Origin of the sequence: Streptomyces sp. (genome assembly GCF_019510245.1) — a bacterium.
Lineage (GTDB): Bacteria > Actinomycetota > Actinomycetes > Streptomycetales > Streptomycetaceae > Streptomyces.
In genome coordinates, this window is the sequence record NZ_JAEKKT010000221.1 from 19,488 (window position 1) to 33,896 (window position 14,409).

Sequence of the window (14,409 nt, forward strand, 5' to 3'; positions counted from 1 at the left end):
CCTGTCCGGGGTCGTGGTCATCGCGGGAGTGATGGCCTCGGGCAAGTCGACCGTCGCCCAGGCGCTCGCCGAGCGGCTGCCCCGGGCCGCCCACGTCCGCGGCGACCTCTTCCGCCGCATGATCGTCTCGGGGCGCCAGGACTGCACACCCGACGCCACCGCCGAGGCCACCGCCCAACTCCACCTCCGCTACCGCCTGTCGGCCGCCACGGCAGACGCCTATGCCGAGGCGGGCTTCACGGCGATCGTCCAGGACGTGCTGCTGGGCCCGGAGTTGGCGTCGTACGTCGAGCGGATCCGCACCCGCCCCCTGCACGTCGTCGTCCTCGCCCCCAGCCCCGAGGCGGTGGCGGAGCGGGAGGCCGGGCGGTCGAAGAGCGGGTACGGGCCCGCCTGGACGATCGCCGATCTGGACGCGGAACTCCGCCTGCGCACCCAGCCGTTGGGACTGTGGCTGGACACGTCGGCGCTCACCGTGGAACAGACGGTGCAGGCGATTCTCGCGGGGACGGAACGGTCGAGGGTCGTCTGACGTCTCTTCTGCGGGGCGTTGTCAGTGCCGCGGCGTAGTGTTCTGGTCAGTGGGGGACACCCGTCCGACGGACTCTCCACCGGACTTTCCCTCAGACTTCTCATACGACGTGAGTTTTTTGAACTATCTGATCGCGGGGGCGGCGATGAGCACGACCAGCACGACCGGCAGCGGGGCGACGGCGATCACGCTGACCGAGGCCGAACTGGACCGGTACATCACGCACGAACCCACCCGGAGCCGGCTCACCGGCCCCGGACTGCCCGACAGCGGCGGCCTGCTGACGTTCGAACCGCTGCGCACGGTCGGCCTGCGCACCCTGGCGGACGTCACGGACGGCCCGGCCCGGCTCGCGGAGGAGCTCCGGGACCGCCTGGTGATCGGCGAGCTGCTGGCCCCGGCCGGCCTGGACACCGAGTCGATCCTCCTCGACGGCGGCACCGGCGAGATCAGCACGGCCTACCTGATCGACCCCACCGACCCGCGCCCGCTGGCCCCCTCGCTGGAGACCCTGCTGCGCTTCGCCGCGGTCACCGAGGAACTGACGGGCCTGCGCGGCCGTTTCGCCTCCCTCGCCGGGACGCACGGCACGAAGGCGGCGACCGAGGCCTCCCGCAGGCTCCTGGAGCTCTTCGAGGAGGGCACGGCCGGCCGCGTCCCGCCGTACTGGAAGGCGACGGCCCTGATCCGCCCCCTCAGCCTCGTCGCTGGCCCCGGCACGGACTCCGGGCTGGCCGTCGACCTGCCGGCCCGGCTCCTGGACCAGGAGTTCGGGCAGGGCCGGGTGGCCCGCTTCGAGGAGGTCGACTTCCCGCCCACGCTCACCCACGAGCCGACCCGCCGCTTCCTGCGCGAGAGCGGTCTCCCGGAGGACGCGGTCGTCTTCCACCTCGACCCGGACGCCCCGCTCCCCACCCTCTGGGAGTACTTCACCGACATCCACACCGGCGGCTTCTCCGCGGACGACCTCCCGGCCCACGCCGACCGGCTCATACGCCTCGGCTACCTGGTCGAGGACAACAGCCTCGTCGTGGACGGCTCCACGGGCGCGATCCTCAACTTCTCCGAGCCCGAGGCGGCCCTCTACCCCCTCAACACGGACATCTCCACGCTCGCGTACACCCTCTGGCTCCTGCACCACGAGCGCACCATCGACGAGCACCTGGGCCACGAACTCACCACCGAGGCCTACGACCAGCTCGCCGCGACCATGCTGCACACCCTTGCGACCATCGACCCCACCCCGGTCACGACGGACGCCGACTGGCACTACTGGACGGAGCTGTTCCAGGACGAGGCCGGCGGGGTGCTGTAGCGGGGCCGGGCGGCTTGGGGGCCGGGGCGGCGGCGGCCGGTCAGGTCACCAGGCCCTGGCGGTAGGCGTAGACGACGGCCTGGACACGGTCGCGCAGGCCCAGTTTGGTGAGGATGCGGGAGACGAAGGTCTTGACGGTCTCCGGGCTGATCACGAGGGCCGCGGCGATCTCGCCGTTGGAGAGGCCGTCCGCGATCAGGCGCAGCACCTCCAGCTCGCGCGGGGTCAGCGGGACGTCGTTCGGGGAGCCGCCGTCGGCGGGGCGGATCCGGGCGGCGTAGCGGCCCACGAGCTGCCGGGTCACCTCGGGGTCCAGCAGGGCCGCGCCCGTGGCCACGGTCCGGATGCCGTGCAGCAGCCGGTCCGGCGGCGCGTCCTTGAGCAGGAAGCCGCTGGCGCCGGCGCGCAGGGTTTCGTAGACGTACTCGTCCAGGTTGAACGTCGTCACCACGAGCACCTTCACCGGATGCGGCACCCCGGCACCGGCGAGCAGCCGGGTGGCCTCGATCCCGTCGAGGACCGGCATCCGGACGTCCATCACGACGACGTCCGGGCGCAGCCGGCCGGCGAGGTCGACCGCGGCCTGCCCGTCCCCGCACTCGCCCACCACCTCCAGGTCTGGCTGGGCGTCGATGATCGTCGCGAGCCCGGTGCGGACCAGTACCTGGTCGTCGCAGACCAGGACCCGGATCGGCGCCTCGCCACCACCGCCGCCGACGGCGGTCCCCCCGCTCACGCCGGGCTCCCCGCGGGTATCCGGGCCCGGACGACGAAGCGGCCGTCGTCCGCACGCCCCGCGCTGAACTCGCCGCCCAGCACGGCCACCCGTTCCCGGAGACCCGCCAGGCCCCGCCCGCTGCCGCCCGGGGACGCCGTGGCCGGGCCGGACCCGTCCGTGCCGACCTCCACCGTGATCTCCTTCCCGCCATGCCGCACCCGGACCGAAGTACGGCTGCCGTGGGCGTACTTGAGGGCATTGGTCAGGGCCTCCTGCACCACCCGGTAGGCCACCAGGTCGGCGCTGCCCGCCGACGGGGCCGGCGTGCCCTCCTCGGTGAACTCCACCGGCTGCCCGGCCCGGCGCGTCTGCTCCACGAGCGTGAGCAGCCGGCCGGCGGGCGGCGTCCTGCCGCCACCGGTGTCGGTGCCGTGGTCGGGATTGAGCAGGTCGAGCAGATGACGCAGGTCGGAGATGGCCCGCCGACCGGTGTCGGTGACGGCGGTCAGCGTCTGGTCGAGGCGGTCCGGCGCCGCGGTCAGATACCGCGCCGCCTCCGCCTGCACGACCATCGCCGTCACATGGTGGGTCACCACGTCGTGCAACTCGCGGGCGATACGGGTGCGTTCGGCGGTGCGGGTGTCCTCGGCGACGCGCCGCCGCCGTTCCGCCTCCGCCGCCCGGGTGGAGCGCAGCCACGCCCCGATGCCCCAGGCGAGGACCAGCGCCAGGTAGAACGTCACGAACCCGCTCGCCGTCTCGCCCCCCGACCCCAGCCGGTACAGCGCGACCGCCAACGGCACGTAGGCCGCGGAGCCCACCAGGGCGGTGGCCCGGCGGTGCCGTTCCAGATGGGCGCCGGTGCTGATCAGGGCGAGCGGCAGTGCGCTGCCCGCGACCGAGTGGTAGCCGCGCAGCTGGTCGACGGCGAAGCCGAGGCAGACCAGCGCCAGGGAGATCGCCGGCCACCGCCGGCGCCCGGCGAGCGGCAGGCACTCCAGGCCGAGCACCGCGATCGTCAGCGCGTCGAAGGGGCGGGTCGGCACGTCTCCGACCTGGGTCCCCTTGCCGTACAGCGGCGGCAGGAACGACCCGGCCAGGAGCAGCAGCCCGAGCGGCAGATCACGGACCGTGACGTCGAGCCGGCGCCACCAGCCGGGCGCCCGACGGGGACTGATCACCGGGGCAGTGTAGCGACGGCACCGGCCGGGACGTCCCGGCGCCGACGCGGCATCAGATGCCCCCGCCGCCCGGCGAGCCAGAGGAACGCGGCCGTCACCAGCAGCCCGAGCAGTACCGAGTACAGGCTCGCCTCCGGCCCGAACTGCCCGCCGGTGACGAGCCGCGACCCCGAGGTGGTGGCGTCCAGCAGGCCCTTCTGCGCTCCGCCGCTGCCGGAGACCTCGGTGCCGAAGATGCCGGACTCGGCGAAGTTCCAGCCGAAGTGCAGGCCGATCGGCAGCCAGAGGGTGCGGGTGGCGGCGTACGCGGCGCCGAGCATGCCGCCGGCCTCGATCGCGATCGCCAGGGCGCCCCACACGGTCGCGTCCTTGTTGAGCAGATGCATCATCCCGAACAGCACCCCGGTGGACACCAGCGCGATCCAGGTGCCGGTGCGCTCCTCGACGATCCTGAACAGCACGCCCCTGAAGAGCAGTTCCTCGGTCACCGCGGCGGCGGCCATGTACCCGACCACCCCCACCGCACCCGTCACCGACCCCGCGCCGTGGACCGTGTAGTCCCCGAGGAAGGCGATGTTCCCGATGACGCACGCGAAGGTCGCCACGCCTATGAGCGCCCCGCGCCCGAACGCCGCCCGGGCCCCCTCCCGCCCCACCTCGACGCTCGGCCGGTGCTCGGTCCGCCGTACCACCCACCCGTAGACGAGCACCGCGACCACGGCGGTGAGCAGGCCGAGGACCAGGGTGAGGAACCAGTTTCCCTGCACCGCCGCGACACCCTGCCCCCCGACGAAGGCGACCGCCGCGACCGCCAGGAGCTGCCAGACCAGCCTCATGATGACTCCCTCACAGGATCCGCGGCCGGGCGCCGCGACTGGCCCGAACGCTACGGATCGGCCGCCCCGCAATCGTCACCGCTCAGTGGACACCTGCCGGTAGCTCGCACGGGGGACAACCCCGAACCGGTGGCCACCCCTGTCACGCACCGTCACCGCCGGGGATGCGGGGCCGCACGCCGCCCCCTAACGTCGCAGGTGAGGACCAGCCAAGGAGCGGACATGAGCCGAACCAAGCGCAGCAGGACCCGCGGCACGGCCCGCAAGCCGGCGCCCAGAATCTCGTCCCGCAGGGTGACTTCACCGACGGCGCCCACTCCGACGGCACCCGAACGCGGGTCGCCGCAGCCGGCGCCGCCCCGCGACCACACCTTCCCGCACGGCCCGCCGCGCAGGCCGACCCGCATGCGCATATCCGGGACCAACCCGTGGTCGGTCACGGTGATGAGCTTCTTCTTCCTGACGGGCCTCGGGGTGTGCGTCCTCGGCGCCGCGCTCGCCACGTCGGTGCTGCTGGACATCGTGGCCCCCGGCGAGTGGCCGACCCCGTGGGAGACGCTGATCATCGCGACGGGCGTCGTCGCCCTGGAGATCCTCCTCGGCACCGTCCTGGCCTGCCTGTGCGGCTTCATGTACAACTACACCGCCCGTTTCAGCGGCGGCGTCGAAGTGTCCCTGACCGGCGACCTCACCGACCCACCCCCGGCCGCCCAGGCCCTCCGCCTCCTGACACGCCTGCCCACACGCCTCCGCCGCCCCGAAGCCGACCCCCGCCCCCGGCAGCCGTAACCGCACGGACAGCCACAAGGGCGGCACCCCTTCCGAGGTGCCGCCCTGTCGTCCGTCCTGCCAGGTCAGGCAGTCAGAGGCCGTGGCGGGAATCGAACCCACGTAACTCGCTTTGCAGGCGAGTCCCTAAACCACTCGGGCACACGGCCGTGTGCGTGACTTGAACGTACGGGGCTGCGAGGGAGGGGCTCAAGGGGATCGGTGGGGCTGCAACGGGACTGCCATACGGCGTTCATGAATCGGGGCCACGGGGCGGGGCGGCGGGTGTACGACCAAGGTCGGAGGTGGGGTGGGGCTTGCGACAGGGGTCAGAGTGGGGGTCGGGCCTTACCGTGGTCGGCATGACCGCACTTGAGCCGAGCGACGCCGTTGTCGCGGACGAGACCCCCGACAGAGCCGATGCGGGCGGTGTGCTGGGGCGGTCGTATCGGGCGTTGAGTGTCGGGATCGTGTCCGTCGTGCTGCTCATCGCCTTCGAGGCGACGGCCGTCGGGACGGCGATGCCCGTCGCGGCCCGGGAGCTGGACGGGGTGTCGCTGTACGCGTTCGCCTTCTCCGGGTACTTCACGACCAGCCTGTTCGGGATGGTGCTGGCCGGGCAGTGGTCGGACCGTAAGGGGCCGCTCGGGGCGCTGACGACGGGGATCGGGGCCTTCGCCGCCGGGCTGGTGGTGGCCGGGACCGCGCAGGGCATGTGGGTGTTCATCGCGGGACGGGCCGTGCAGGGGCTCGGCGGCGGGCTGGTCATCGTCGCGCTGTACGTCGTGGTGGGGCGGGCCTACCCGGAGCGGTTGCGGCCCGCGATCATGGCCGCCTTCGCCGCGGGCTGGGTGGTGCCGTCCATCGTCGGGCCGCTGGCCGCGGGCGCGGTGACCGAGCAACTCGGGTGGCGGTGGGTGTTCCTCGGGATCCCGGTGCTCGTGGTCTTCCCGGTGGCGCTCGCCCTGCCGCAGATACGGCGCCGGGCCGGCGGGCCGGTGGCGGAAGAAGGGGGTCACGGGGCCTTCGACCGGCGGCGGATCCGGCTCGCCTTCGGTATCTCGCTCGGTGCGGGGCTGCTGCAGTACGCGGCCCAGGATCTGCGGTGGGTGTCGGTGGTACCCGGACTGCTCGGCGGTGCGCTGCTGGTGCCCGCCGTGCTCGGGCTGCTGCCCCGCGGAACGTACCGGGCGGTGCGGGGCCTGCCCTCCGTCGTCCTGCTGCGCGGGGTCGCGGCCGGCGCCTTCGTCTCCGCCGAGTCCTTCGTGCCGCTGATGCTCGTCACCCAGCGGGGCCTGTCACCGACCCTCGCCGGGTTCTCGCTGGCGGCGGGCGGCGTGACCTGGGCGGTGGGCTCGTGGGTGCAGGCGCGGCCGCGGATGGAGCCGTACCGCGAGCGGCTGATGACGCTCGGGATGGTGCTGGTGGCGGCGGCGGTCGCCACGGCGCCGACGGTGCTCGTGTCCGGCGTGCCGGTGTGGACGGTCGCCGTCGCCTGGGCCTTCGGCTGCTTCGGGATGGGGCTGGTGATCGCCTCGGCCAGCGTGCTGATGCTCCGGCTCTCCGCCCCGGCCGAGGCCGGCGCCAACTCCGCGGCCCTGCAGATCTCCGACGCCCTCTCGAACGTCGTCCTGCTCGCCGTGGCCGGCGCGGCCTTCGCCTCCCTCGGCGGCGGCAGCATGACGGGGGCGGGCTCCGGGTCGCACCCGGCCGCCTTCGCCGCGGTGTTCCTGCCGATGGCGGCGGTGGCCCTCGCCGGGGCCTGGGTGACGACCCGGCTCCGTGATCTGTGACGTGAGTCCCACCCGGGGGTGAGGCGGCCTCGTCCGCACGTTGACAGTCACGGGGCGCCGGTAGGGTGGCCCGGTTGTCATACGTAGCCGCCCGACCCCCTTACTACGGAGACCGTGACTACCACCCGCCCGTCGCCCGCCACCACCCTCAACGGAGGGCCCTCCGGGCTCACACCTATGTCTGCTTCCTCCGCCGCCGCTTCCACCTCCCACCACCTCTCGCCGGCCTTCCCCGGCCGGGCGCCCTGGGGTACCGCCAGCAAGCTGCGTGCCTGGCAGCAGGCGGCCATGGAGAAGTACGTCCAGGAGCAGCCGCGCGACTTCCTGGCCGTGGCCACGCCCGGCGCCGGGAAGACGACGTTCGCACTGACGCTCGCCTCCTGGCTGCTGCACCACCACGTCGTGCAGCAGATCACCGTCGTCGCCCCCACCGAGCACCTGAAGAAGCAGTGGGCGGAGGCCGCGGCGAGGATAGGGATCAAGCTCGATCCCGAGTACAGCGCCGGACCGCTCAGCCGGGAGTACGACGGGGTCGCCGTGACGTACGCCGGTGTCGGCGTGCGGCCCATGCTGCACCGCAACCGCTCCGAGCAGCGCAAGACCCTCGTCATCCTCGACGAGATCCACCACGCCGGTGACTCCAAGTCCTGGGGCGAGGCCTGCCTGGAGGCGTTCGAGCCGGCGACCCGGCGGCTGGCGCTGACCGGTACGCCGTTCCGGTCGGACACCAACCCCATCCCCTTCGTGACGTACGAGGAGGGGCAGGACGGCATCCGGCGGTCCGCCGCCGACTACACCTACGGGTACGGCAACGCGCTCGCCGACCACGTCGTCCGCCCCGTCATCTTCCTGAGCTACAGCGGCAACATGCGCTGGCGCACCAAGGCCGGTGACGAGATCGCCGCCCGGCTCGGCGAGCCGATGACCAAGGACGCGGTCAGCCAGGCCTGGCGTACGGCGCTCGACCCGCGCGGCGAGTGGATGCCGGCCGTGCTGCGCGCCGCCGACCAGCGGCTGACCGAGGTGCGCAAGGGCATCCCCGACGCGGGTGCCCTCGTCATCGCCTCCGACCAGGACTCGGCCCGCGCCTACGCCAAGCTGATCCGCGAGATCACGGGGACGAAGGCGACCGTGGTCCTCTCCGACGACACCGGCGCGTCCAAGCGCATCGACGACTTCAGCGCCGGCGACGACCGGTGGATGGTCGCGGTGCGGATGGTGTCCGAGGGCGTCGACGTGCCCCGGCTGGCGGTCGGGGTCTACGCGACGACCATCTCCACCCCTCTCTTCTTCGCCCAGGCCGTCGGCCGGTTCGTGCGCTCCCGGCGGCGCGGCGAGACCGCGTCCGTGTTCCTGCCGACCGTCCCGGATCTGCTGACCTTCGCCAACGAGATGGAGGTCGAGCGCGACCACGCCCTCGACAAGCCCAAGAAGGAGGGCGAGGAGGACCCTTACGCCGAGTCCGAGAAGGAGATGGAGGAGGCGAACAAGGAGCAGGACGAGGACACCGGCGAGCAGGAGCAGTTCGCCTTCGAGGCGCTGGAGTCCGAGGCCGTCTTCGACCGGGTGCTCTACGACGGCGCCGAGTTCGGCATGCAGGCCCACCCGGGGAGCGAGGAGGAGCAGGACTACCTCGGCATCCCGGGACTCCTCGAACCCGACCAGGTGCAGCTGCTGTTGCAGAAGCGGCAGGCCCGGCAGATCGCGCACAGCCGCAAGAAGCCGGACACCGAGGCGGACCTGCTGGAGCTGCCGGCGGAGCGGCGGCCGGTCGTCTCCCACAAGGAGATGATGGAGCTGCGGAAGCAGCTGAACACGATGGTCAGCGCGTATGTCCACCAGAGCGGCAAGCCGCACGGGGTGATCCACACGGAGCTGCGGCGGGTGTGCGGGGGGCCGCCGAGTGCGGAGGCCACGGCGGGGCAGTTGCGGCAGCGGATCGCCAAGGTGCAGGAGTGGGCTACCCGGATGAGGTAGTTCGTCGGCCGCGGGTGAGTGGGGGGCTGGTCGCGCAGTTCCTCCCCCAGCCTTCGGCCGGGGGTACCCCCAGCGCCCCTGAAGGGGCGCGTCACGTCGGCGCATACCGCCGCAAACTGCGGTAGTCCATACCGGTACGTGACCGGATTCTGGACGAAGGCTTCCGCTCAGCGAACCCGCACCGCTACTGTCCGGCTACGCACACGCCCCGTGGCAGCGCCGCCGCGGAGCGCAGCCGTGAAGCGACTGGGCCCGGAGCCGCCGGGCCGCCATGCCGATCGGCGGCCTCTGAAGCGCGTCGCTGACGGGACTCGGCGACGCATCCGCCGCGTCGGAGGTTGCCGGCCTCACCACTTAAGGAGTGGGCGTCGTGACCGCGGAGACCTCTCAGACGCTCGACCGGGGACTCAGAGTCCTCAAACTGCTGGCCGACACGGACCACGGGCTGACCGTCACCGAGCTTTCCAACAAACTGGGCGTGAACCGGACCGTGGTGTACCGGTTGCTCGCCACGCTGGAGCAGCATGCGCTGGTACGGCGCGACCTGGGCGGGCGAGCCCGGGTCGGGCTGGGGGTGCTGCGTCTCGGCCGGCAGGTGCATCCGCTGGTACGGGAGGCAGCGCTGCCGGCGCTGCGGTCGCTCGCCGAGGACATCGGAGCGACGGCGCACCTGACGCTGGTCGACGGGACCGAGGCGCTCGCCGTCGCGGTCGTCGAGCCTACCTGGACCGACTATCACGTGGCCTACCGGGCCGGGTTCCGGCATCCGCTGGACCGCGGCGCCGCGGGCAAGGCGATCCTGGCCGCCCGGCACTCGCCGCGGAACGACCCCGGGTACACGCTGACCCACGGCGAACTGGAGGCCGGGGCGAGTGGGGCCGCGGCGCCGCTGATCGGGGTCACCGGCGTCGAGGGCAGCGTGGGCGTCGTGATGCTGGCCGACGCGGTGCCGGAACGGGTCGGTACCCGGGTCATGGACGCGGCCCGGGAGGTCGCGGAGGCGTTGCGCTGACCGGAGCCGGCAGGGGAGGCGCGGCGCGGGCGGTGCGGTGGGCGGGGTCGGGGCGGTGGCCTGAACAGGGCGCCACGTTAGATTGACTCCGTGCTCTCACGTCTCACGCGTCTCCAGGCCGTCGCCGTCTGTGCGGTTCCCGTCGTGGCCCTGATCGGTACGGCCGTCTTCGCGCCGTTGCCGTTCTCGGTGGCCCAGCCCGGGATGACGGCGAACGTGCTCGGCGCCAACAGGGGCACCCCGGTGATCACCGTCTCCGGGGCGCCCACCCGCACGACCAGCGGGCAGTTGCGGATGACGACGATCGAGGCGACCGGGCCGGACGCGCGGGTCTCGCTCGGCGACGTGATCGGCAACTGGTTCCGGACGGACCGCGCGGTGATGCCGCGCGACGCGGTCTACCCGAGCGGCGACAACGTCCAGGAGATCGAGCAGCACAACACCGAGCAGATGCAGCAGTCGCAGGACGCGGCGGCCCAGGCCGCGCTGAAGTACCTCGACCTGAGCGCGAGCAAGGTCAAGGTGACGCTGAAGCTGGCGGATGTGGGCGGGCCGAGCGCGGGGCTGCTGTTCTCGCTCGGGATCATCGACAAGCTGGACGGGAACGGCAGCGGGGGCGACCTCACCGGCGGCAGGAACATCGCCGGCACGGGGACCATCAGTGCGGACGGTGCGGTGGGGGCCGTGGGCGGGGTCGCGCTGAAGACGCAGGCCGCGCGGCGGGACGGGGCGACGGTGTTCCTCGTGCCGAAGGGCGAGTGCGGGGACGCCAAGGCGGAGTTGCCGAAGGGGTTGCGGCTGGTGCCGGTGACGACGCTGAAGGGGGCCGTGTCCGATCTGGTGGCCCTGGAGAAGGGGGAGAAGGTCCCCGGCTGCTGAGCCCCTCACCGGTCGCTGTCCGCCGCCGCCTGTTCCACCAGCGGGATGATGCGCAGCGGCACGGGGTTCTCCATGACGATCGCCGTGGAGGCCCGGACGATGCCGTCGAAACCGACGACCCGGTCGATCACCCGCTGGAGGTCGGCGTTGGAGCGGGCCACCAGCCGGCACTGCATGTCGCCGGTGCCGGTGGTGGTGTGGAGTTCCAGCACCTCCGGGACGGTCGCCAGGTGTGCTCGTACGTCCGGGCCCTGGCCCTGGCGGATCTGGAGGGTGGCGAACGCGGTGACCGGGTAGCCGAGGGCCGCGGGGTCCACCTGGGGGCCGAACCCCTGGATCACGCCGTTCGACTGGAGCCGGTCCAGGCGCGCCTGCACGGTGCCGCGGGCCACGCCCAGCCGCCGGGACATCTCCAGGACCCCGATGCGCGGCTCCCTCGCCAGCAGCACCAGGATCCGCCCGTCCAGATGATCGATCGCCATGCCCGCCTCCGGATGGTCACCCTGTACAGAAAGTTCGCCGATGGCGCCTTTTCACTGAGCATATTGCCCAGGAGAAACGACATCTATTGCACACCTTGCGGGGCGGGTTCACCCTTCGGACATGACGCAGACCACAGAGCACACTCCCGTTGCGACCGCCCGGCAGGGCGACCCCTTCCCGGTCAAGGGAATGGACGCGGTCGTCTTCGCCGTGGGCAACGCCAAGCAGGCGGCCCACTACTACTCCACCGCCTTCGGCATGCGGCTGGTCGCGTACTCCGGTCCGGAGACCGGGAGCCGTGAGACCGCGAGCTACGTCCTGGAGAACGGCTCGGCCCGGTTCGTGCTCACCTCCGTCATCAAGCCGGACACCGAGTGGGGCCACTTCCTCTCCCGCCACGTGGCCGAGCACGGCGACGGGGTCGTCGACCTCGCCATCGAGGTCCCGGACGCCCGCGCGGCGTACGCGTACGCGGTCGAGCACGGCGCGCGGCCGGTGGCCGAGCCGTACGAACTCAAGGACGAGCACGGCACCGTCGTCCTCGCCGCGATCGCCACGTACGGCGAGACCCGCCACACCCTCGTCGAGCGGACCGGGTACGACGGCCCGTACCTCCCCGGCTTCGTCGCCGCCGCCCCGATCGTCGAGCCGCCCGCCCGGCGCACCTTCCAGGCCGTCGACCACTGCGTCGGCAACGTCGAACTCGGCCGGATGAACGAATGGGTCGACTTCTACCACCGGGTCATGGGCTTCACGAACATGAAGGAGTTCGTGGGCGACGACATCGCCACCGAGTACAGCGCCCTGATGTCGAAGGTGGTCGCCGACGGCACCCTCAAGGTCAAGTTCCCGATCAACGAACCGGCGATCGCGAAGAAGAAGTCGCAGATCGACGAGTACCTGGAGTTCTACGGCGGGGCGGGCGTCCAGCACATCGCGCTCAACACCAACGACATCGTCGAGACGGTACGGACGATGCGCGCGGCCGGTGTCGAGTTCCTGGACACCCCCGGCTCCTACTACGACACCCTCGGCGAGTGGGTCGGCGACACCCGGGTCCCGGTCGACACCCTGCGCGAGCTGAAGATCCTCGCCGACCGCGACGAGGACGGCTACCTGCTGCAGATCTTCACCAAGCCGGTCCAGGACCGCCCGACGGTCTTCTTCGAGATCATCGAACGCCACGGCTCCATGGGCTTCGGCAAGGGCAACTTCAAGGCCCTCTTCGAAGCCATCGAACGAGAGCAGGACCGCCGCGGCAACCTGTGACCCCCGGCCCGTCGGCCTGCGACCGCAGACCTGTCGGCGGGTGACCGCGGGCCCGTCGGCTTGTGACCGCGGGCCTGTCAGCGGGTGACCCCGGGCCTGTCGACGGCCTGTGCCCCCTGGCCCGTCGGCCACCGTCCTGTGCCCCCTGGCCCGTCGGCCACTGTCCTGCCCTGCGGCCGGGCACGTCGGCCCGCGGCCACCTTCCTTCCGCCGTGACGGTGATCGGCCGCGGCGGTGTGTCCCGGCGGTGCCCGGCCGCCGGGGCCGTGCTACTGCGGTAGTTCCTCGTTCGGCGGCTGGTTGCCCAGGGCTGTGAGGGCGGCGTGGGCCGCCGGGATCTGGAGCGGGGAGAAGTACGGGTTGGTCCGCAGGGCGTCCTGGAGGTGGCGGCGGGCCGGGGCCTCCAGGTCCAGGTCGCGTTCGATCATGCCCCGGTGGAAGGCGTACAGCGCGCTGCGCACCCCGCCGCCCTTCGTCGAGTCGGTCGCCACGGAGGCGTAGCGCAGCGCCTCCTTGTCGTCGCCGGCCCGGTGCAGGGCCCAGCCGAGGGCGTCCGCGACCTCGATGCCGGGCTGGCGCTCCCACTCGGCCGTCAGCCGCTCCACCGCCTCCTGCACGTCCCCGTGGTCCGCCTCGTACTGCCCGATCACCAGATCATCGTCGATTCCGGCCTCCAGCTCGCGCCGCACCTGCGTCCGCATCAGCTCGTACTGCGCCTCCGCCTGCCGCCCCCTCCCCAGCGACTCGTACAACTCGCCCAGCTCCAGGGCGACCTGCGGAGTCGGCCGGTGCGCGAGCGCCCCCTGGTAGGCGGTCAGCGCCTCCTGCGTACGGCCGAGCGCGGCCAGCGCCCGCCCCTGCCCGGCCCGCGCGGCCGACTGGTCGGGGTCCAGGCGCACGGCAGCCGTGAAGTGCCGCAGCGCATCCTCCCGGTCGCCCCGCTCCCAGGCCAGCTGCCCGGACTGGCACAGATACGCGGCCTGCTCAGCGGGCGTCCGGGCGGCCGCCGCCGCGTCGGTCACCTGGGCCACCGCGTCCTCACGCCAGCCCCGGTCCCGGTACACCGCGGAGGCCCGCGCCATCACCGCCGGCTTCACGTCCGCCCCCACCTTCAGCGCCATCAGCTTGTCCAGCGCGGACCGGGCCGCCTTGTAGTCGCCGAGCCCGTTGTACGCGTCGATCAGCACCGGGTACGCCGACCACCGCTTCGGCGCGGCCTTCAGCGCCTCCTCGCCGAACCGCCTGGCCTCCGGGAAGTCCCGGCGTGCCACGGCCAGCTCCGCCAGTGCGCCCAGCGCCTCGGTGGTGTTCTTGCCGGCCGCCTTGAGGGAGGTCTGCAGCGCGCGCTCGGCCCGGGGATAGTCGCCGGTGTCGGCGGTCCGGCGCGCCCGCTCGACGTACGCGGCCCCGAGCACCGCCCAGGCCGCCGCGTCCTTCGGCCGCGCCCGCACCCGCGCCTCGCGGGCGCCGATCAGCGCCGTCAGGTCGGGCAGGGCGGCGGGCAGCCCGTCGAGGACGGCCGCCTGCGCCGCCGCGACCGCCGCCGCCCGCGCCGCCGCCTGGGCCCGCGGGCCGGCCGCCTGGGCCGGCGCCGCGCGGTGCGGCTCGCGCGGCCACAGCATCAGCGTGCCGCCGGCCGCCACGCC

Annotated in this window: 13 protein-coding genes and 1 tRNA gene; 8 read left to right on the forward strand and 6 right to left on the reverse strand. The window is 72.8% G+C overall.

Translation table 11 applies throughout. The features are described from left to right. Position 1: 1 nt before the first annotated feature. A complete protein-coding gene (locus JF597_RS44030; protein WP_294010115.1) occupies positions 2 to 532 on the forward strand; it encodes an AAA family ATPase in 531 nt (176 codons plus the stop codon). 145 nt (positions 533 to 677) lie between these two features. After that, positions 678 to 1,847 (forward strand): SUKH-4 family immunity protein, encoded by a 1,170-nt coding sequence (locus JF597_RS44035; RefSeq protein ID WP_294010025.1) that lies wholly within the window; start codon positions 678 to 680, stop codon positions 1,845 to 1,847. A gap of 40 nt (positions 1,848 to 1,887) precedes the next feature. Here JF597_RS44035 and JF597_RS44040 read toward each other — a convergent pair whose 3' ends face one another. The 3 genes from JF597_RS44040 to JF597_RS44050 are packed head-to-tail and all read right to left on the reverse strand — an operon-like array spanning position 1,888 to position 4,582. Beyond that, positions 1,888 to 2,583, reverse strand: a complete 696-nt coding sequence (locus JF597_RS44040) for a response regulator transcription factor (RefSeq protein ID WP_294010028.1) — start codon at positions 2,581 to 2,583, stop codon at positions 1,888 to 1,890. Continuing rightward, on the reverse strand, positions 2,580 to 3,746 hold the full coding sequence (locus tag JF597_RS44045; RefSeq protein ID WP_294010031.1) for a histidine kinase: 1,167 nt from the start codon (positions 3,744 to 3,746) through the stop codon (positions 2,580 to 2,582). The genes JF597_RS44040 and JF597_RS44045 overlap by 4 nt, the downstream gene beginning before the upstream one ends. Beyond that, positions 3,743 to 4,582: a type II CAAX endopeptidase family protein gene (locus JF597_RS44050; protein WP_294010034.1), complete on the reverse strand. Its 840-nt coding sequence runs from the start codon at positions 4,580 to 4,582 to the stop codon at positions 3,743 to 3,745. The genes JF597_RS44045 and JF597_RS44050 overlap by 4 nt, the downstream gene beginning before the upstream one ends. A 222-nt stretch (positions 4,583 to 4,804) precedes the next feature. Between JF597_RS44050 and JF597_RS44055 the strand changes: the two genes are divergently transcribed. Next, positions 4,805 to 5,371, forward strand: a complete 567-nt coding sequence (locus JF597_RS44055) for a DUF3566 domain-containing protein (protein WP_294010037.1) — start codon at positions 4,805 to 4,807, stop codon at positions 5,369 to 5,371. Positions 5,372 to 5,448: 77 nt separating this feature from the next. On the opposite strand, the gene JF597_RS44060 is transcribed toward JF597_RS44055, so the two are convergent. Then, positions 5,449 to 5,520: transfer RNA gene (locus JF597_RS44060), tRNA-Cys, on the reverse strand. Positions 5,521 to 5,712: 192 nt separating this feature from the next. Between JF597_RS44060 and JF597_RS44065 the strand changes: the two genes are divergently transcribed. The 4 genes from JF597_RS44065 (at position 5,713) to JF597_RS44080 (ending at position 11,011) form a co-directional block, all read left to right on the forward strand. Further along, on the forward strand, positions 5,713 to 7,143 hold the full coding sequence (locus JF597_RS44065) for an MFS transporter (protein WP_294010040.1): 1,431 nt from the start codon (positions 5,713 to 5,715) through the stop codon (positions 7,141 to 7,143). A 177-nt stretch (positions 7,144 to 7,320) separates the two neighbouring features. After that, the gene (locus tag JF597_RS44070; protein ID WP_294010042.1) at positions 7,321 to 9,120 is read left to right on the forward strand and encodes a DEAD/DEAH box helicase; all 1,800 of its coding nucleotides are present in this window, start codon (positions 7,321 to 7,323) and stop codon (positions 9,118 to 9,120) included. Positions 9,121 to 9,490: 370 nt separating this feature from the next. Then, entirely contained in the window at positions 9,491 to 10,132 is a 642-nt protein-coding gene (locus JF597_RS44075) for a helix-turn-helix domain-containing protein (RefSeq protein WP_294010045.1), read from the forward strand. Positions 10,133 to 10,222: 90 nt separating this feature from the next. Continuing rightward, a complete protein-coding gene (locus JF597_RS44080; protein WP_294010048.1) occupies positions 10,223 to 11,011 on the forward strand; it encodes a S16 family serine protease in 789 nt (262 codons plus the stop codon). Positions 11,012 to 11,016: 5 nt separating this feature from the next. On the opposite strand, the gene JF597_RS44085 is transcribed toward JF597_RS44080, so the two are convergent. Continuing rightward, positions 11,017 to 11,493 (reverse strand): Lrp/AsnC family transcriptional regulator, encoded by a 477-nt coding sequence (locus tag JF597_RS44085; protein WP_294010051.1) that lies wholly within the window; start codon positions 11,491 to 11,493, stop codon positions 11,017 to 11,019. A gap of 121 nt (positions 11,494 to 11,614) precedes the next feature. Between JF597_RS44085 and hppD the strand changes: the two genes are divergently transcribed. After that, positions 11,615 to 12,763 (forward strand): 4-hydroxyphenylpyruvate dioxygenase, encoded by a 1,149-nt coding sequence (gene hppD / locus JF597_RS44090; RefSeq protein ID WP_294010054.1) that lies wholly within the window; start codon positions 11,615 to 11,617, stop codon positions 12,761 to 12,763. A 269-nt stretch (positions 12,764 to 13,032) separates the two neighbouring features. Here hppD and JF597_RS44095 read toward each other — a convergent pair. Continuing rightward, the coding region (locus JF597_RS44095; RefSeq protein WP_366916529.1) for a tetratricopeptide repeat protein at positions 13,033 to 14,409 on the reverse strand (1,377 nt) is incomplete at its 5' end.

Bases quoted from the DNA above. Each gene is read 5' to 3' on its own strand.
- JF597_RS44035 (WP_294010025.1), top strand. From the start codon at position 678: ATGAGCACGACCAGCACGACCGGCAGCGGGGCGACGGCGATCACGCTG.
- JF597_RS44050 (WP_294010034.1), bottom strand. From the start codon at position 4,582: ATGAGGCTGGTCTGGCAGCTCCTGGCGGTCGCGGCGGTCGCCTTCGTC.
- JF597_RS44055 (WP_294010037.1), top strand. From the start codon at position 4,805: ATGAGCCGAACCAAGCGCAGCAGGACCCGCGGCACGGCCCGCAAGCCG.
- JF597_RS44065 (WP_294010040.1), top strand. From the start codon at position 5,713: ATGACCGCACTTGAGCCGAGCGACGCCGTTGTCGCGGACGAGACCCCC.
- JF597_RS44070 (WP_294010042.1), top strand. From the start codon at position 7,321: ATGTCTGCTTCCTCCGCCGCCGCTTCCACCTCCCACCACCTCTCGCCG.
- JF597_RS44085 (WP_294010051.1), bottom strand. From the start codon at position 11,493: ATGGCGATCGATCATCTGGACGGGCGGATCCTGGTGCTGCTGGCGAGG.
- hppD (WP_294010054.1), top strand. From the start codon at position 11,615: ATGACGCAGACCACAGAGCACACTCCCGTTGCGACCGCCCGGCAGGGC.